This is a genomic window from Bacteroidota bacterium, from assembly GCA_025059945.1.
Taxonomy (GTDB): domain Bacteria; phylum Bacteroidota; class Rhodothermia; order JANXDC01; family JANXDC01; genus JANXDC01.
This window is the reverse complement of the sequence record JANXDC010000001.1, coordinates 123064-139267: the sequence shown is the minus strand read 5'-3', so window position 1 is coordinate 139267 and position 16204 is coordinate 123064. Positions and strand designations below refer to the sequence as shown.

Genomic DNA, 16204 nt, shown 5'->3' with positions numbered 1-16204 from the left:
CCGATTTCGCCTAGCGATGAGCCCGACGCTCCGCAAGCCACCGTTCAAAGAGCGCCGGAGTGCGCGTGTTGAGCACGTGCTCCGGCTCTAAGCCGGCCTTTTGGGCGACCATGACCCCATAGCGCACGTCCTCCAGCCCCTCGAGATCGTGCGCATCCGGGTTGATCGCGACCATAACGCCGAGCTCGACAGCCAGAGGCAGATACGTCCAATCCAAATCCAGCCGGTACGGATTGGCGTTGAGCTCTATGGCCACCCCGTAATCGGCACAGGCGCGCAACAGAGCTGGCACGTCCACGGGATAGCCCTCGCGCTCCAGAAGCAGGCGGCCGGTTGGATGCCCCAGAATACAGGTATGCGGGTTCTGCACGGCCCGGATGAGCCGGCGCGTGGCCTCCTCCTTGGTCATGTTAAAGCCCGTATGCACGGAGGCCACCACGAAGTCGAAGCTCCGCAGCACCTCCTCGGGGTAATCCAGAGAGCCATCGGGCAGGATATCGGCCTCGATGCCCTTGTAGAGGCGAAACGGCGCAAGCGCTTCGTTTAGTTGCTCGATCTCGGCCTGTTGTTCGCGCACGCGCTCCGGCTCCAGGCCCCGCGCGTATCGGGCGCTTTGGCTGTGATCGCAGACGCCCATGTAGGCGTAGCCCGCCTCTTGACAAGCCAGGGCCATGTCGCGAAGCGAAACCGTGCCGTCGGAGTACGTCGTGTGCACGTGCAGGATGCCCCTTAGGTCGCGGACCTGCACAAGGCGTCCCAGCCGCCCTTGCGCGGCGCGCGCGACCTCTCCCCGCCCCTCGCGCAGGGGCGGAGCCACATACGAAAGCCCCAGGGCGGCGTAAACGGCCTCTTCCGTGATGGCCTCCGGAAGCGGACCTCGAGCCTGAAGCTCTTGGACGTGCTCCGGAGAGCCGGTGGTCTGAATCCAGCGCGTGCCGAAGCGCCGAAAATCCGTCCCCCAACAGCGGACCGGAACGCCGCTTTCGGTGCGCCCCTCCAGCAGATCCGGCCCCCGGAAGGTCCACTGCAGATCCGGAAGGCGCTCCCGCACAACCTCCAGACGGGCCGTGACGAGCAAAAACTCATAGGCCGAAACCACGGGACAGTGTCGGCGCAGCGCACCCGTCAGCTCAGCCCGCGCCACACCGGGCAGCATCCGGAGCGCGCGCAGCAGGGGCTCCGCCTCCGCTAGGGCATCGGCCAGACGACGCTGGGTGCGGTAGCGGCGATACTGGGCCGCGGCCTCGGCGAGCTTGGCCTCCAGCGTCGGACCGAAGCCTTCGAGTGCGCGCAGCCGGCCCAGCCGACAGGCCTGCTCCAGGTCCTCGATGGACTCCACGCCAAGCCCGCGCCACAGAAGCCCCGCCCGCCTAGGGCCCAGCCCCTTCAAGCGCAAGAGCTCCCGCACCCCCGGGGGCACGGCCTCCCGGAGGCGCTCCAATAGCTCCCAGCGGCCGCTGCGCGCCCACTGGGCGATCTCCCGCTGGGTCTCCGGATCTATGCCCGGAATCCGAGCGGACTCGCTGCGCAGGATCGCCTCCACGGGCCGGCCCAGCTGAGCCACAAGACGCGCGGCTCGCTCGTAGGCCCGGGCGCGGGCCGCATCTTGGGCCAACAGCTCCAGCAACGCCGCCGCCTCCTGCAGCCCCTCCGCGATGGCGCGGTTGTCCATGCTCAGAGGATCTCCCAAACGTTGGCCTCGTAGGGTTCGAGTTCCAGCACGATCCCCTCTTCGAACCACTCGGAGCCCGGACCGATGAGCTCTTTACCCGAAAGGCGATCGCGAAGCTTAACCGTGCGGCCCGAGACCCCCAGCACATCCAGACGCACCCGGGCGAGTGCGCGCCGGGCTTGGTAGTTGACCGTGACCAGCAGGCGGCCCTGACGACCGGCGTCCCATCGATAAGCGATCACGTTCCGATAGGCCTCCTCGCCTTCCAGGGCCCGTTCCGGAACAAGCAAGCGCCACCATCCTTGACGCAGCGCGGGATGCCGCTGCAGGGCCAGCAACTGATCATACCAGGTGGCCATGGCCAGATCCGTCGGCTCCTCCGGCCAGCGCACCAGCTGCACAGGCGCGCGCAGCCGCCGTCCCTCGCGCTGACCTTGATACCAAAGGCGCATGCCCGGGATCGTGGCCAAGAGCACGGCTGCGGCCCGATGTTGAGCCGGGGGGAGTCGGCCCGCGACGCGGGCTTCGTCGTGATTTTCCAAAAAGCGCACGCAGCGCACCTGATAATCCCAATCCGCCACCAGATGGGCTCGGATCATCTCCCCGGTGCTCCACAGGACCCGATCGTAGAAGCGTTTGTCATAGGTGTAATCGAAGCCCAGCTGTTGCAGCCGGTACTCCAGGTCCCAGTAGACCTCGGCCAAAAACAAAAAATCCGGATGCTCCCGGCGGATCTCAAAGATCGCCTCCGGCCAGAATTCGCTCTCAGGACGGGCCTGCGGGCCCAACCAGGGCCGCCAGGTGCGCTCAAAGACGTCATTGAGCAGCAGCATAGCCATGTCGCAACGAACCCCGTCGCATAGGCGGGCGATCTTGCGCAGGGTCGCCAGCAGGGCCTGTCGGGTGGCGGGGTAAAATACGTTCAGCTGGGCTGTATCGATCCAGGCTGGAAAATGGGGATCGCGGCCGTACGCAAAGCGCCAGGGACCAAGCCGGGTCTCGGCCTCAAAGCTCTGTGCGGGGTCCGGAACGGCCGCATTGGCGGGGGCCCCCACGTAATATTCTGGATGCTCCCACACCCAGGGGTGGTCCAAGGCCGTATGATTGGGCACAAAATCGAGCAGCAAACGCACCCCGCGTCGCTCCAGACGCCGACGCAGCCTCCTCAAGGCCTCCTCGCCGCCCAGATCGGCCGCCACACGGTAAGCGCCCACCGCGTATGGAGAGGCTTCCACGTCCTCGGGCTTTAGGTCGGGCAACAAGCGCCGGTATTCCGGGCTCTGCTGCGCCAACCGACGCGCGATCGTGCGCGCTCCGGGACTTAGCTCCCAAACCCCCATAAGCCAGAGTAGATCAAAGCTCCTCTCAGCGACCTCCTCTAGGGCCTCTTCAGGCAGGTCGGCTAGCGTGAGCTCGGGCTTGCCTGTGCGCAGGCGCCACTGGCGCAGCCAAACGCGCGCGTGCACCTCAAGCGTGTTAGGGTGATCCGTCTCCCGAGGCATCATGAAGAATCGGCAACCCGATTGCGCGATCCTATGGCCGGATTCCATCTTGGGAACGCCCCGAAATACGCCCCAAGACCGTAAAAACGCAAAGGGGGTCACCCATGATCACGAAACACTACAGCCCCAAGGGCCAATCATGCCGGGTGACGTTTGAGTTGCCCGGTGCAATCGCTCAAGAGCGCGTGGCCGTGGTGGGCGACTTCAACGCCTGGAGCCGCGATGCGCACCTAATGGAACGGACTTCCGATGGCCGCTGGCGGCTAACGCTTCGCCTCAAACCAGGCCGCGCCTATAGGTTCCGCTACTACGTGGACGAGAGCTGGTGGCATAACGACGAGGCGGCCGACCGCTACGTGCCCAACCCGTTCGGAAGCGACGACTGCGTTCTAGAGCTCTAAGATCCCAGCTCCGGTGCGGCGCCCGAAAAGTGCGCCCGCAGGCGTCGGGCGCGGGTCGGACCGACGAGGGCTGCCAGGTCCTCCTCCGATGCCCGCCGAACAGCCTCCGGGGAGCCGAAGTGCTCCAACAGGCGCCGGATCGTCTTGGGCCCGATGCCCGGTATGGCCTCCCACTCCAGCGCAAGCTGGACCCGAGCGCGGCGCCGATGATGCAAGGAGCGGGCGAACCGATGCGCTTCGTCGCGAATCTGTTGCAGCAGGCGCAGGGCCGGAGAGGTGCGCGGTAGCTGCAGAGGCTGCTTGCGATCAGGCAGAAACAGCTCCTCTAGCCGCTTAGCCAGCCCCACCACGGGAATCCGATCGACGATCCCAAGCGCGGAAAGCGCCTCCAGGGCCGCACTGAGCTGCCCCTTGCCCCCGTCGACGAGGATGAGATCCGGAAGCGAAGCCCCCTCTTCGAGCACACGCCTGTAGCGGCGATAGACGACCTCGCGCATGGCGGCGAAATCATCCGGACCTTGAACGGTGCGCACAACATAGTGCCGGTACTCCCGTCGGGCCGGGCGACCGTCTACGAAGCAGACCATAGCCCCCACGAGGGCCTCTCCGTGCAGATGCGCGTTATCGAAGCCCTCAATCCGCCGGGGCGGATGCGGCAGATCCAGGGCCCGCGCCAGGGCGCGCAAAGCCATCGGCAGGCGAGCTTCGGCCTCCCGTTCCCGAGCCAGCCGCCATTCACCAAGCAGCAGTTCGGCGTTCGTGCGGGCCATGCGCAGAAGCGCGACCTCCTCCTCCGAGTCCGGAAGCCGAATCGATACCGGCTCGCCTCGCTGGGCTTGCAAGTAGGCGCTTAAGGCCTCGGGCTGGGCTAAGGAGTGGCTCACCAGGATCTCTCGAGGCACCAAGGAGGCCTCCTCAAGGTAGTAGCGCTCCGCAAAGACCTGCAGCAACTCCTCCGGGCTTCGGCCGCCAACGTTGTGCAGGTACCTGTGGCGGCGGCCGATAAGCCGCCCTTCGCGGATGAAAAAGGCGACCGCGCAAGCCACCTCCAGATCTGGCTCCCAGGCGAGCGCGAGCACGTCGCGATCAACGGCCTCGGCGGAGACCACCTTCTGACGAGCGCTCATTTGCTCCAGAGCCCGGATGCGATCCCGTATCCGAGCGGCCTCCTCAAAACGCATCGCCTCGGCCAGGGCCATCATGCGCGCCTTAAGCTGCTCGATTAGCGCGCCGGTGTGGCCGAGCAAGACCTGCTCCACTTGTCGGATCGTCTCCTCGTACTGCTCCAGGGACTCCCATCCCACGCAGGGGGCGTTGCAGCGGCCGATGTGATAGTCCAGACAGGGCCGAAACTTGCCCGTCGCGATGTTCTCTGGAGTCAACTGGAGCGAACAACTGCGAAGCGGAAAGATCTCCCGTATGGAGCGCAATAGCGCGCGCACCTGACGCACGTCCGTGTACGGTCCGTAGTAGCGGGAGCCGTCCCGGACGAGCCGGCGCGTGAGCACCAGACGCGGAAAGGGCTCGTTCTTGATGCAGAGAAAAGGGTACGTCTTGTCATCGCGCAGGCTTACGTTGTACCGGGGCCGGTGCTGTTTGATGAGCGTGTTCTCCAGGATCAGGGCCTCGGCTTCGGTGTCGGTCACGATCCATTCCAGGTCCGCGATCTTTTGCACGAGCGCGGCCGTTTTGCCGTCCCGATGCCGGCTTTCCTGAAAGTAAGAGCGCACCCGCTGCCTTAAGGAGCGGGCCTTGCCCACGTAGAGCACCTTCCCGTTGCGGTCTCGAAATACGTACACACCGGGCTTTGCGGGCAGGCCCTCTAGCTTGGCCTCTAGCGTCGCGCTTGCCCCGTTCGGCATGACGGCCTCAACTTGCCCACGCAGGTCAAAGATACGGGGGCGAAACCATGGAAACGAGCTATCGAATCGAACGCGACTCGATGGGCGAAGTGCGGGTGCCCGCCTCCGCCTACTGGGGGGCCCAAACGCAGCGGGCGATCGAAAACTTTCCCATCAGCGGGGTGCGCTTTCCTCGCCGGTTTCTGGAGGCTCTGGCCCTGATCAAAGAGGCCGCCGCCGCGGCCAATCGCGAGCTGGGGTTATTGGAGGCGCCGATTGCGGAGGCCATCATCATCGCGGCCCGACGCGTGCGAGCCGGGGAGCTGCTCGATCAATTTCCCCTGGACATCTATCAGACGGGCTCGGGCACCTCAACGAACATGAACATGAACGAGGTGCTGGCCAACCTGGCCACCGAGGCCCTGGGCGGCAAGCGGGGCTCTAAGCTCGTGCACCCCAACGATCATGTAAACATGGGCCAGTCCTCAAACGACGTCATCCCCTCGGCCATGCACATCGCCGCGCGCCTGGCCCTGGAGCAGGACCTGTCCCCCGCCCTTGAGCGGCTGGCGGAGGCGCTGGAGGAAAAAGCGCGCGCCTTCGACGACGTGATCAAAAGCGGCCGCACCCATCTGATGGACGCCACGCCTGTGCGGTTGGGTCAAGAGTTCGGCGCCTACGCTACGCAGATCCGAAACGGCATACGCCGGCTGCGGGAAGCGGGCGTCGAGTTGGAGGAGCTGGCCCTGGGCGGCACGGCCACGGGCACCGGGATCAACCGACATCCGGACTTCCCAGCGCGGGCGATCGCCTACATCGCGGCCGAAACCGGAATCCCGTTTCGGGAAGCTAGGGATCATTTCGAAGCGCAGGCCGCAAAGGACGCTTTCGTCTACGTGGCGGGAGCGCTCAATACGCTCGCCACAAGCCTTCTTAAGATCGCCAACGACATCCGCTGGATGGGCTCTGGGCCCACAAGCGGGCTAGCGGAGCTGCGGCTTCCGGACCTGCAGCCCGGCTCCTCGATTATGCCGGGCAAAGTCAACCCCGTGGTCAACGAGGCCCTCATGATGGTGTGCGCCCGCGTGATGGGCAATGCGCTTGTGATCACGATCGGCAACCAACACGGCAACTTCGAACTCAACACCATGATGCCCGTCATGGCGCATGCGATGCTGGAATCCATCGGCATCCTGGCGAACGCGGTCGAAGTTTTCCGAAGCAAGGTGATCGCGGGCTTGCAGGCCAACCGGGAGCGCTGCAAAGACCTGCTGGAACGCAACCCCTCGATCGCCACTGTGCTCAACCCCGTAATCGGTTATGATCGCGCAGCCGAGGTCGCCAAGCACGCTGCTTATAGCGGCCGATCCGTACGTGAGGTGGTCCTCGAGATGGGTTTGCTGAGCCCAGAGGAGCTGGATCGCTACCTAAACCTGCGGCAGATGACCGAGCCCGGGATCGCGCTTCCAGGCCTGGGCGGCGGGGCTTAGAAGGATCCCCCTTATCCCTCCTGGAGTGCTCTCAAGAGGCGGCCCCGAAGGCCGCCTTTTGTGTTCTCGGGTCCGGAGGACTGCCCCAAAGGACGCATACCCCACGTTATGGACTGCGCACGATCGAGACGCGATCGGGCGACGCAAACGCGAGTTTTCCCGGCAAGCTAATCCGTGAAAAATAAATGAAGGGCTATCACCCGTAAGCTTTGGTTGCGTATAATATATTGGAACTAAAAGGTATTAAAATCCTAAAAGGAAGCACACCATGAAAGCAGGCGGGGTCCGTAGATCGGGACGGCTTAGCGGGCTCTTGGCGCTGTGCATAGGGGCTTGGGGGATAAGCCTCCATGCGCAGCCAGGGCTGCGCATGGAGGCCCGCTTGGCATATGCGGAACCGACCGGCGCAGGGCACCGCCCCCCGCGGTTAGAACTCAAGGCGGGAAGCCGACTGTGGCTGGAGGGCACTTCAACCTTGCATCCGTACTCGGCCGATGCTACGCGGTTGCTCCTGGAGGGCACCGTAGAACCGGCTGAGAGTCCCCTGGGATGGCGCATCGTAAGCTTGCGCGTGGTCGTTCCGGTGCAGGGGCTTAAGTCCTCCATAGAAGCCCTAAACCGGAACATGTATCGAGACCTCAAAGCGGATCAGCATCCGGAAATCGTCTTTACGCTACGCGACTATGCTCCAGCGGGCCCCGCCCCCTCTGGAGGAGGATACTGGGTCAAGGCCCGCGGCCGGCTCATGGTAGCAGGCGTAGAACGCGACATCGAGCTGGAGGCGCTCCTTAGGATAAGCGGGGAGCAAATCCAGATTCAAGGCGCCAAGGAGTTGTTCATGACCCACTTTGGTATTACGCCCCGTCGGTTCTTAGGGGTTATGCGCGTGGACGATAAGATTACGGTCCGTTACGATTTGACGTTGCTGGTGCGGACGGACCGAGGTTCACCTTAAAATTCAAGGTAGGAGGGAGCACGCCATGAAACGCGGTACGATCCCGGCGAGCCTGTTGCTGATTGGGCTCATGGGGGCCATGGACACGCAGGCGCAACCGTCTGGGCAGGATAGGCCCGCGCTAAGCGTGGGCGGTATGATCCGGCCCGTATGGCTGGTGCAGCGCGTCGATGACCCGTTTCGGGACGACATGCAGGTCTATCACTTTTTCGGCCGCGCGCGTTTGCATGCGCAGGGCTCCTACAGAGGCCTGCATTTCTATACGGAGCTCGCCTTAGCGGGCCGTGAAGTAGAGGTTCCGACCTCCGGCGGAGGCACCTGGGGCCCCAATCCGGTATTGTTGGACTTCTACTTTGACCTGAGGCCGTTTGAGCTGCCCTTTACGGTCCGCATTGGGCAGTACAGAACGCCTTTCGGTCTAGAGCAGCTTACCGAGTATCGAGAGCTGCCCTTTGTAGAACGCTCGCTGCCGTATTTGTTCTTTGGTCTGGGCCGAGATTACGGAGCCACGCTATACGGCAAGATCGGAGGCCTGCTGGATGCGGCGCTCACGGTGCAGTCCGGTACGGGTCGTAACCTACCGGAGCGCTACATCGCCATGACGCTCGGCACCCCGCTTCTAGCGGGACGCGTGGGGCTCAATAGCGGCCTGCCCAATGGGCTCAATGCCGACGAGCCGTACCAGACGGAGCGTAAGTGGCACGGAGCCGTATACCTGAACGCGCTTTATGTAAAGGACTCCTTCGTTGGGCACTCCACGGCGCTTCAGGTGCGGCTCAAAGATAAGCCGCTACTGCTCAACAGCAACTGGAATACGTTTCTTGCTCGTCGCCCCCTGGATCGGGGCACCCTGCAGATGGTGGGCTTAGACGGGGTGCTGCAGTATCGGGCCGCAGAGTGGACGATTCGGGCTGAGGCCGAATACACGCAAGGGACCTATAAGAACACGTACGGCGAACTACAGGCCTTCGGAGGCCGCCTACAAGCCGTGCTGAGCGGGGAGAAGCTCGATCTGGGCCTGCGCTACGCCTTCGTGCAACCCGATGCCGACTTTGGCCGGGGTCTTAACACCCAGGTCCCGCAGCCGATCGGGGACAAGCGAATCGGCGAGCTGACCCCCATGCTGGCGTACCGGCTCTTGGGGTCGAATGCGAAGTTGATCATCGAGGTGCCCGTCTGGTTCGATATGCCCGTTGCGATCGAAAACAACATCGGCGCCTACGCGCTGCATCAGCAACCGGATCAAATCACCTATATCCGCACAGCCGGCAATCGGATCGAGCGGCAGACCCTCTACGGCCTGCAGGCGACGGTGCAACTGCGCTTTTAGCCCGCTATCCTCCGGTGCTGGCCTGAGGGGCTCTAGATAGAGCCCCTCAGGTTTTTAGGAGCAGGCGGATGGAGCGGATATCCGAGGCCAAAAACAAAAGAGCCCGACCTCTTCAGGTCGGGCCTCGTAGCGGGGGTGGGATTCGAACCCACGACCTTCGGGTTATGAGCCCGATGAGCTACCAGCTGCTCTACCCCGCGATCGTTGGGGAGGCAAAGATACCATCCCAAGGGCGGGTGTGTCAAGATCCCCGCTGCAAAAACGCACTCCACGGGGGCGTTGCCTGCTAGCTTTCGGAAACGGTAATTTGACACACGATGCGCCCCCTCTACGAGGTCCGTCTAGAGGCTTTTGAAGGGCCGCTGGATCTGCTTTTGTTTTTCATCCAGCGCGATGAGCTCAACATCTGGGATATTCCGATCGAACGCATCACGCATCAGTTCCTGGAGTACATGGCGGCACTAGAGGAACTCGACCTGGAATTGGCGAGCGAGTTTCTCTACGTGGCCGCCATGTTGCTAGAGATCAAAACCCGCATGCTATTGCCGCAGCAGGCCTCGGACCCGGGAGCTATTGCGGCAGAAGCGCCTCAACCCGATCCGCGCCAGGAGCTGGCAGAGCGGCTTGTTCGCTATCAGCGTTTTAAAGCGGCGGCCGCGGAGTTAGAGTCGCTTCGGATGCGGGCCGGCTTTCCCCGCGGACGCTCTACACAAGACAGGACCCAGCCGGAGGGGCTTCCGGATACGCTTACGTTATATCAGCTTCTGGAGGCCCTGCAACGCCTTCAGCGGCGCAGACAACCCGATGCGCATTCGGTTGAGCGCTGGCCCACGAGCGTAGAGCGACAAGCCCAATGGCTTCTGGAGCGGGTGCGTCGGCGCGGGCAGACGCGCTTTCGAGACCTGCTTTTGGAGCTGCCCGGCCGCATGTGGGTCGTCATGACGTTTTTGGCGCTTCTGGAGCTCGTGCTACAGGGCCAGCTGCGGCTTGTGCTGGAACAGGATCCGGAGGAGTTCTCCCTGAAGTTGGCGGAGACAGCTTCGGAGCTTCTTGCGCATGCATGAGCTAGAGCGCGCTTTGGAGGCGCTCCTGTTCGTCGCCCCGGAGCCGGTCTCGGTGGCGCAGCTACTGGAGGCGTTGGCGCCCGACTTTCCGGATCTCGCGGCCGAGCACATCGAGGCCGCCTGCGCCCGCTTGAACGCGCTCTATGCGGAGACGGGCCGCAGCTTTCGGATTCGCGCCGTAGCCGGCGGCCTGGAGCTGCGCACAGAGCCAGAGTTCGGAGCTCTGCTGGAGCGCTTTCTAGGCCAGCGGCGTTCTGTGCGTCTGAGCCCCGCTGCCCTGGAGGTACTGGCCATTATCGCCTATCAACAACCCATCACGCGCGCCGAAATCGAGCAGATCCGGGGAGCGAGCGCCGAACACGCCCTCAGGCGGCTGCTTGAGCTGGACTTGATTCGCATCGCGGGCCGAAAGGCCGAGATCGGGCGTCCGCTTCTGTACGCCACCACGCCTCGCTTCCTGGCTCATTTCGGCTTGCGGAGCCTGGAAGATCTTCCGAAATTGCCCGAGCTAGGGGAGCTGTTCCCGCTCCATGCCCCAACTGCGTAAGCGCGCACACCGCGTTCGTCCGTGGCGGAGGACCTTTCCGCCTCCCCCTAGGCCTATTCCGGAGTTAAAGGAGCCCATGCGGCTAAACCGTTACTTGGCCCAAGCGGCCGGCATATCGCGCCGGGAGGCGGACGCTTGGATCCTGCAGGGCCGCGTGCAGGTAAACGGCCAGCCGGTAACGAGGCCGGGCGTCTTTGTGGAGCCCGGAGCCGTAATCGCGCTCGACGGCCGCCGCATCGGACCTGAACCCTTGGTCTACGTGCTGCTGCACAAACCTGAGGGAATGAGCCAGGAAGAGGCGGTGGGCACCGAGGCGCACCAAGGGCTTGTGCGTACGCACTTAAGAGTGTCGCTTCGGGCGCTTGGATGGCTGGACGCTGAAGCCTCCGGCGCCGTCGTATACACGAACGACCCGGAGCTCCCTTCCGAGCCTCCGGTAGGACCCTATGGCCCGCTTTCCCTGTACCGGATTCAGAGCCGAAGGACCTTGGGACCGGAGCAGCGGCATGCGCTTCGGTGCGCTCTACCCCAGCAGGCCTCCGTGATAGAAGCGGATCTCGAGGGCCGTATTCTGGGGGTGGCTTTACGAGAGGACCAACCGGCTCTGTTGCGCCAAGCCCTGGAGGCCGCAGGCATTGAGGCGGCCTCGGTGGTGCGCATAGCATACGGCGGCCTGCGGGTGCACCGGTTGCGCCTTGGACAGTGGCGGTATTTATCGGAACGCGAAATCCGAGCTCTGCGCCGAAGCTTCGGACTGCAGCCGGAGCCCTCGGTGTTCGTTTGTTGGTCATAGCCCCAAGTCGCATTTATGTGGATCGCAGCCATGCTCCTTTACGTCTTCTCGGACGCCCCGGCCGATACCGGGCTCCGACGGCTACCGTTTGAAACCCACCAGCTGGCCAACGGGCTTACGGTCATCTTACATGAGGACCACTCGACCCCGATTGTGACCGTCAACGTGGTCTATCGTGTGGGCTCGCGCGATGAATCCCCTCATCGGACCGGATTCGCCCACCTTTTTGAGCACTTCATGTTCGAGGGGTCTCCGAATGCACCCGGCAACACCTTCGATCGCCTGCTCCAGGAGGCCGGGGGGGAAAACAACGCCTATACGACGCTCGATTACACGAGCTACTTCGAAACCCTGCCCGCCCATCAGCTGGAACTGGCCCTGTTCCTGGAAGCCGATCGGATGCGGATGCTGGATTTCTCCGAAGAGAACCTGGCCAACCAGCGCGCGGTCGTGCAGGAGGAGTATCGACAAAGCTACCTAAACCGCCCCTACGGTCAGGCCTACCTGCGCATCCTGCCCTTGGCCTTTCGGGTGCACCCGTATCGGTGGCCCACGATCGGAGCGACCCTGGAGCATATCGCGCAGGCCACTTTGGAAGAGGTAAAGGAGTTCTTCTTCCGCTACTACCGGCCCAATAACGCGGCGCTCATCATAGCCGGCGACATCGACCCGAAACAAGTAAAAGAACTGGTCGCCCGCTACTTCGGCGACATCCCGCGGGGGCCGGAGCTTGTCCGCTCTTATCCGGAAGAGCCGCCCCAGGAAGAGGAGCGCATAGAGACCTTTTACGATCCGGCCTCGCCGCTGCCGGCCGTGCTGTACGCGTACAAGATCCCCGGCGTAGCGCATCCGGATTATCCGGCCCTGGAGTTTCTGACCGAGGCCCTGGCCGGGGGCAAAAGCTCCCGACTATACCAGCGGCTTGTCTACGAAAAGCAGCTCGCCCTGAACGTGGGGGCCTACACGCTGGAGACCGTGGATCCGGGACTGCTTATCCTGCAGGTTGTCGCCGCTCCGGGAAAACAGCTCGAAGACGTCCTGCCTGCGCTGGAGGAGGAGCTGGAGCGGCTGCGGCGCGACGGTGTCACGGCGGAGGAGCTGGAGAAGATCCGCAACCGCTACGAGACGCAGCTCTATCAGGGACGGCAGACCACGCGCGGCAAGGCCGACGAGCTAGCGCGCGCCTGGGCGCAGCTGGGCGATCCGGAGGCGGTCAACAGCCGACCAATGGATTATCTACGCCTGCGGCCCGAAGACCTCCAACGCGTGGCGCAGCGGTATTTGGTGCCCCAGCGCCGCTCCGTGTTGCGTTACCTGCCAGGATCCGACAAGGCGGGTGAGTGAGGAGATCGCCCATGAAGCCTGCACGTTGGGCAGCGGTGCTCGGCCTGGCGCTGACAGGTTGTGTGCCGCCGGTTCTACAACGTCCGGAGTCCTCCCCTATGAACGCGATGCGTCCGCCGGCGCCGGCACCCCCGCGGCCGGTGCGCCTCCCCGAGATACACGAAGACCGGCTCCCGAATGGGCTGCGCCTGTATACGCTCACCCAGCCTGAGCAGCCCCTGATCTATCTCAACTTGAGCCTGCTAGGGGGCCGGAGCGTAGAGCAACCCGAAGGCGCCGCTGATCTAGTGGCCCAGCTGCTTCCGGAGGGCACGCAAAAGCGCTCGGCCACGGAGTTAGCGCACGACATCGAACGCCTCGGGGCCGAACTCAGAGCCAGCGCGCGCCCAGATGCGATTTCGATAAGCGTTTCGGGGCTGAGTCGTTTTGCCCTGGAGCTGGCTGCCATTTTGGCCGAGGTCGTGCTCGAGCCGGCTTTCCCAGAGCAGGAGTTGGAACGGGTCCGCATGCAACGGTTAGGGCAGCTTGAGATCGCCCGACAGCAGACCAGCTTTCTGGCTTCGCTGGCCACCACCCGACTGCTCTTCGGCTCGGGCCATCCGTACAACCGGGTAACGGATGAGGAGGCGCTGCGAAGCCTCAGGCGCGATCATCTGGTGGAGTACTGGCGGCGTTGGTTTCGGCCCGACAACGCCTTCTTGATCGTAGCCGGAGACGTCCGGCCCGAGCAGACACGCGCGCTAGCTGAGCGCTTTTTCGGGTCCTGGTTCGCTCCCCCGCAGCCCCTGCCCCATCCCGAGCTTCCGCGGCAGGAGCCTCGAGCGGGCCTGTACTTGATCCACCGTGCGGGGGCCGTGCAGTCCACCGTGCGCGTCGCGCAGCGCGGCATAGCCGCCTCGGATCCAGATTATGTTCCCCTGCAGGTCATGAACACTTTGCTTGGGGGCTATTTCGGCTCGCGCCTGAACATGAACCTGCGCGAGACCAAGGGCTACACGTACGGGGCCTTCAGCCTACTCGATGCCCGGCGCCTAGATGGGCTCTGGGTGGCCTCGGCTGAGGTGCGGACCGAGGTGACCGACTCCGCCCTGGTGGAGATCCTAGCCGAGATCCGCCGCATACGGGAGGAGCCGATCTCGGCAGAAGAACACCGCAACGTGATCAACTACCTTGCGGGCTCCTTCGTGATGGACCTGGAGACTCCGGCGCAAATCGCCTCCCTGGTGCAGGATCAGCTCATCCTGGGGCTCCCGCGCGACTTCTTTGCCCAATATCGAGATCGGATCCTCGAGGTCAGCCGAGAGGAGCTCCTGCGCGTGGCGCGGCGGCATCTGGACCCGAATCGGCTGCTGCTCATCGTGGCCGGTGATCGGGAGCGCGTGCGCCCGCTTCTGGAGCGGCTGGGGACGGTCGAAGAGGTGCGCTTCTGATGATCGAGAGCATGACGGGCTTCGGCCGCGGCGAGGCCACAAGCGAAGAACTGACCGCGGTCGTGGAGATGCGCTCCCTTAACAGCCGCTTCTGCGAGGTGCAGGTGCGGCTTCCCCGCGTTTTCTCCGCCTACGAGGCGGAGCTACGCGAATACGTCCGCCGCGAGCTGGCCCGAGGCAAGATTATGGTAACCGTCGAGCTGCGGCGCAATGGGCTTCTGGAGGCCGAGTTAGAGCTAAACGAAGAGGCCGCACAGGCCGTCTATGCGCTTCTGGAGCGGCTGCGCAAAAGCTGCGGGATCGCCGATCCGGTCCGCCTGGAGCACGTACTGCAGTTTCGCGAGGTCCTCTCGGTTCCGGGATCCCAACCGTGGGACGAGCAGGCCTGGACGCTTGTGCGACAGGCCGCGCAGCAGGCTCTGGAGGCGCTGCGCGCGATGCGGCGCCAAGAAGGCCAAGCGTTGGCCGCGGACCTGGCCGCCCGAGTGCGACAGATCCTCGAACATCTGGAGCTGGTGGAACGTCGCAGTCGGGAGCGACTCTCCGAATACCGCGATAAGCTGCGCGAGCGCGTTCGGCAGCTCCTCTCTGAAGATCGAATCGACCCGAATCGGCTGGAACTGGAGATCGTGTTGCTGGCAGAGCGAGCCGACATCACAGAGGAGTGCGTGCGCCTGCGCAGCCACTGCGCCTTCTTCTTGGAGGCCCTGGAAAGCCCGGAGCCGGCCGGACGACGACTCAACTTCTTGCTTCAGGAGATGCATCGAGAAGCCAATACGATCGGAGCCAAGTCGCTGGACGCGGAGATCTCATGGCACGTCGTGGCAATCAAGGAGGAACTCGAACGAATCCGCGAACAGGTGCAGAACATCGAGTAGGTCGGCTCGTTGTCCTGACCGCCCCGAGCGGAGCCGGCAAAAGCACGATCGCGCGCAAGCTGTTGGCGCGCTTTCCGGAGCTGGTCTTTTCCGTATCCGCTACCACTCGCGCCCCTAGGGCCGGAGAGCAGAACGGACGGGAGTACGTGTTCCTGTCGGAGGCGGAATTTCGTCGTTGGGCTGCCGAAGGCAAGCTCCTGGAGTGGGAGGAGGTCTACCCGGGGATCCTGTACGGAACCCCGCGCGAACCGGTGGAGCGCGCCCTGCGGGAGGGACGCACGGTGTTGCTGGATCTGGACGTAAACGGCGCCCGACGCCTCAAGGAGCGCTTTGGAGATCAAGCGTTGGCCATCTTTCTTGCCCCGCCCAGTCTAGAGGCGCTCGCCGAACGGTTGCGCGCTCGGGGCACGGAAACGGAACAGAGCCTGCAGATGCGCCTGGAGCGCGCCCGCCTGGAGTTGCGCCTGGCCCATGCGTTTGACCTTACCGTCGTAAATGACGACCTTTGCCGGGCCGCGGATGAAACCGCGCATCTAGTCGCCGCGTTTATGCGGAAAACGAAGCCTATGGAATCCAAGGCAGCGGGGGATCCACATGCCTCTTAAGACTGTCGATCTGGTGGATTTTGAGCGCGAAACCGCCAACCTCTATTTGTCGATCGTGATCCTCTCTAAGCGCGCCCGGCAGATCGCCTCCAACCTGAAAGCCGAGCTGGATGCGCGCTTGAAGCAATTCGAAATGGAAACGGCCACGACCTCACTGGACTCCGACGAAGAACGACCGGAGTTCAACGAAGAGCAGGCCAAAGTGAGCCTGGAATTTGAGCTCATGCCCAAGCCGACGCAGCTGGCCATGGAGGAGATGCTACGCGGGGAGATCTACTTCCGCCTGCCGGAGCGAGGTCAGGAGCGTTCAAGGCTGCTAGGCGAAGAGGAAGAGGCCCTCCCTTCTTGACAT

15 protein-coding genes and 1 tRNA gene are annotated in these 16204 nt (G+C 63.7%); 12 read left to right on the top strand and 4 right to left on the bottom strand.

The genetic code is table 11. The annotated features are described in order from the left end of the window. Positions 1 to 10: 10 nt before the first annotated feature. Positions 11 to 1672 (bottom strand): PHP domain-containing protein, encoded by a 1662-nt coding sequence (locus NZ993_00645; protein MCS7154305.1) that lies wholly within the window; start codon positions 1670 to 1672, stop codon positions 11 to 13. Between the two features lie 2 nt (positions 1673 to 1674). Continuing rightward, positions 1675 to 3177, bottom strand: a complete 1503-nt coding sequence (locus NZ993_00640; protein MCS7154304.1) for an alpha-amylase family glycosyl hydrolase — start codon at positions 3175 to 3177, stop codon at positions 1675 to 1677. A 101-nt stretch (positions 3178 to 3278) separates the two neighbouring features. Here NZ993_00640 and NZ993_00635 point away from each other — a divergent pair, with 101 nt between their 5' ends. After that, complete coding sequence (locus NZ993_00635) at positions 3279 to 3575, top strand: isoamylase early set domain-containing protein (GenBank protein MCS7154303.1); 297 nt, start codon at positions 3279 to 3281, stop codon at positions 3573 to 3575. Here NZ993_00635 and uvrC read toward each other — a convergent pair. Beyond that, positions 3572 to 5437, bottom strand: coding sequence for an excinuclease ABC subunit UvrC (gene uvrC / locus NZ993_00630; GenBank protein MCS7154302.1), 1866 nt, complete (start codon positions 5435 to 5437; stop codon positions 3572 to 3574). The genes NZ993_00635 and uvrC overlap by 4 nt on opposite strands. Before the next feature lie 47 nt (positions 5438 to 5484). Between uvrC and NZ993_00625 the strand changes: the two genes are divergently transcribed. The 3 genes from NZ993_00625 to NZ993_00615 all read left to right on the top strand — a co-directional run bounded on the left by NZ993_00625 (position 5485) and on the right by NZ993_00615 (position 9191). Then, on the top strand, positions 5485 to 6906 hold the full coding sequence (locus NZ993_00625; GenBank protein MCS7154301.1) for a class II fumarate hydratase: 1422 nt from the start codon (positions 5485 to 5487) through the stop codon (positions 6904 to 6906). 268 nt (positions 6907 to 7174) lie between these two features. After that, the gene (locus NZ993_00620; GenBank protein MCS7154300.1) at positions 7175 to 7861 is read left to right on the top strand and encodes a YceI family protein; all 687 of its coding nucleotides are present in this window, start codon (positions 7175 to 7177) and stop codon (positions 7859 to 7861) included. Between the two features lie 25 nt (positions 7862 to 7886). Continuing rightward, the gene (locus NZ993_00615) at positions 7887 to 9191 is read left to right on the top strand and encodes an OprO/OprP family phosphate-selective porin (GenBank protein MCS7154299.1); all 1305 of its coding nucleotides are present in this window, start codon (positions 7887 to 7889) and stop codon (positions 9189 to 9191) included. A 127-nt stretch (positions 9192 to 9318) separates the two neighbouring features. On the opposite strand, the gene NZ993_00610 is transcribed toward NZ993_00615, so the two are convergent. Continuing rightward, positions 9319 to 9391: transfer RNA gene (locus NZ993_00610), tRNA-Met, on the bottom strand. 117 nt (positions 9392 to 9508) lie between these two features. Between NZ993_00610 and NZ993_00605 the strand changes: the two genes are divergently transcribed. From NZ993_00605 to NZ993_00570, 8 genes are all read left to right on the top strand, one after another. Continuing rightward, the gene (locus tag NZ993_00605) at positions 9509 to 10255 is read left to right on the top strand and encodes a segregation/condensation protein A (GenBank protein MCS7154298.1); all 747 of its coding nucleotides are present in this window, start codon (positions 9509 to 9511) and stop codon (positions 10253 to 10255) included. Further along, a complete protein-coding gene (gene scpB, locus NZ993_00600; GenBank protein ID MCS7154297.1) occupies positions 10248 to 10802 on the top strand; it encodes an SMC-Scp complex subunit ScpB in 555 nt (184 codons plus the stop codon). The genes NZ993_00605 and scpB overlap by 8 nt, the downstream gene beginning before the upstream one ends. 76 nt (positions 10803 to 10878) lie before the next feature. Beyond that, positions 10879 to 11595, top strand: coding sequence for a S4 domain-containing protein (locus NZ993_00595; GenBank protein ID MCS7154296.1), 717 nt, complete (start codon positions 10879 to 10881; stop codon positions 11593 to 11595). 15 nt (positions 11596 to 11610) lie between these two features. Further along, complete coding sequence (locus NZ993_00590; GenBank protein MCS7154295.1) at positions 11611 to 12939, top strand: insulinase family protein; 1329 nt, start codon at positions 11611 to 11613, stop codon at positions 12937 to 12939. 11 nt (positions 12940 to 12950) lie between these two features. After that, a complete protein-coding gene (locus NZ993_00585) occupies positions 12951 to 14369 on the top strand; it encodes an insulinase family protein (GenBank protein ID MCS7154294.1) in 1419 nt (472 codons plus the stop codon). After that, positions 14369 to 15247 carry a YicC family protein gene (locus NZ993_00580; protein ID MCS7154293.1) on the top strand — a complete coding sequence of 293 codons (879 nt, stop codon included), beginning with the start codon at positions 14369 to 14371 and terminating at the stop codon, positions 15245 to 15247. The genes NZ993_00585 and NZ993_00580 overlap by 1 nt, the downstream gene beginning before the upstream one ends. Continuing rightward, complete coding sequence (gene gmk / locus NZ993_00575; protein MCS7154292.1) at positions 15181 to 15852, top strand: guanylate kinase; 672 nt, start codon at positions 15181 to 15183, stop codon at positions 15850 to 15852. Before NZ993_00580 ends, gmk begins: the two co-directional genes overlap by 67 nt. Further along, entirely contained in the window at positions 15842 to 16201 is a 360-nt protein-coding gene (locus NZ993_00570; protein ID MCS7154291.1) for a DNA-directed RNA polymerase subunit omega, read from the top strand. Before gmk ends, NZ993_00570 begins: the two co-directional genes overlap by 11 nt. Positions 16202 to 16204 lie beyond the last annotated feature (3 nt).

What these genes read in the sequence shown, in the direction of transcription:
- NZ993_00645 (MCS7154305.1), bottom strand. Translation starts at nt 1,672, where the DNA reads ATGGACAACCGCGCCATCGCGGAGGGGCTGCAGGAGGCGGCGGCGTTG.
- NZ993_00640 (MCS7154304.1), bottom strand. Translation starts at nt 3,177, where the DNA reads ATGATGCCTCGGGAGACGGATCACCCTAACACGCTTGAGGTGCACGCG.
- NZ993_00635 (MCS7154303.1), top strand. Translation starts at nt 3,279, where the DNA reads ATGATCACGAAACACTACAGCCCCAAGGGCCAATCATGCCGGGTGACG.
- uvrC (MCS7154302.1), bottom strand. Translation starts at nt 5,437, where the DNA reads ATGCCGAACGGGGCAAGCGCGACGCTAGAGGCCAAGCTAGAGGGCCTG.
- NZ993_00625 (MCS7154301.1), top strand. Translation starts at nt 5,485, where the DNA reads ATGGAAACGAGCTATCGAATCGAACGCGACTCGATGGGCGAAGTGCGG.
- NZ993_00620 (MCS7154300.1), top strand. Translation starts at nt 7,175, where the DNA reads ATGAAAGCAGGCGGGGTCCGTAGATCGGGACGGCTTAGCGGGCTCTTG.
- NZ993_00615 (MCS7154299.1), top strand. Translation starts at nt 7,887, where the DNA reads ATGAAACGCGGTACGATCCCGGCGAGCCTGTTGCTGATTGGGCTCATG.
- NZ993_00605 (MCS7154298.1), top strand. Translation starts at nt 9,509, where the DNA reads ATGCGCCCCCTCTACGAGGTCCGTCTAGAGGCTTTTGAAGGGCCGCTG.
- scpB (MCS7154297.1), top strand. Translation starts at nt 10,248, where the DNA reads ATGCATGAGCTAGAGCGCGCTTTGGAGGCGCTCCTGTTCGTCGCCCCG.
- NZ993_00595 (MCS7154296.1), top strand. Translation starts at nt 10,879, where the DNA reads ATGCGGCTAAACCGTTACTTGGCCCAAGCGGCCGGCATATCGCGCCGG.
- NZ993_00590 (MCS7154295.1), top strand. Translation starts at nt 11,611, where the DNA reads ATGTGGATCGCAGCCATGCTCCTTTACGTCTTCTCGGACGCCCCGGCC.
- NZ993_00585 (MCS7154294.1), top strand. Translation starts at nt 12,951, where the DNA reads ATGAAGCCTGCACGTTGGGCAGCGGTGCTCGGCCTGGCGCTGACAGGT.
- NZ993_00580 (MCS7154293.1), top strand. Translation starts at nt 14,369, where the DNA reads ATGATCGAGAGCATGACGGGCTTCGGCCGCGGCGAGGCCACAAGCGAA.
- gmk (MCS7154292.1), top strand. Translation starts at nt 15,181, where the DNA reads ATGGCACGTCGTGGCAATCAAGGAGGAACTCGAACGAATCCGCGAACA.
- NZ993_00570 (MCS7154291.1), top strand. Translation starts at nt 15,842, where the DNA reads ATGCCTCTTAAGACTGTCGATCTGGTGGATTTTGAGCGCGAAACCGCC.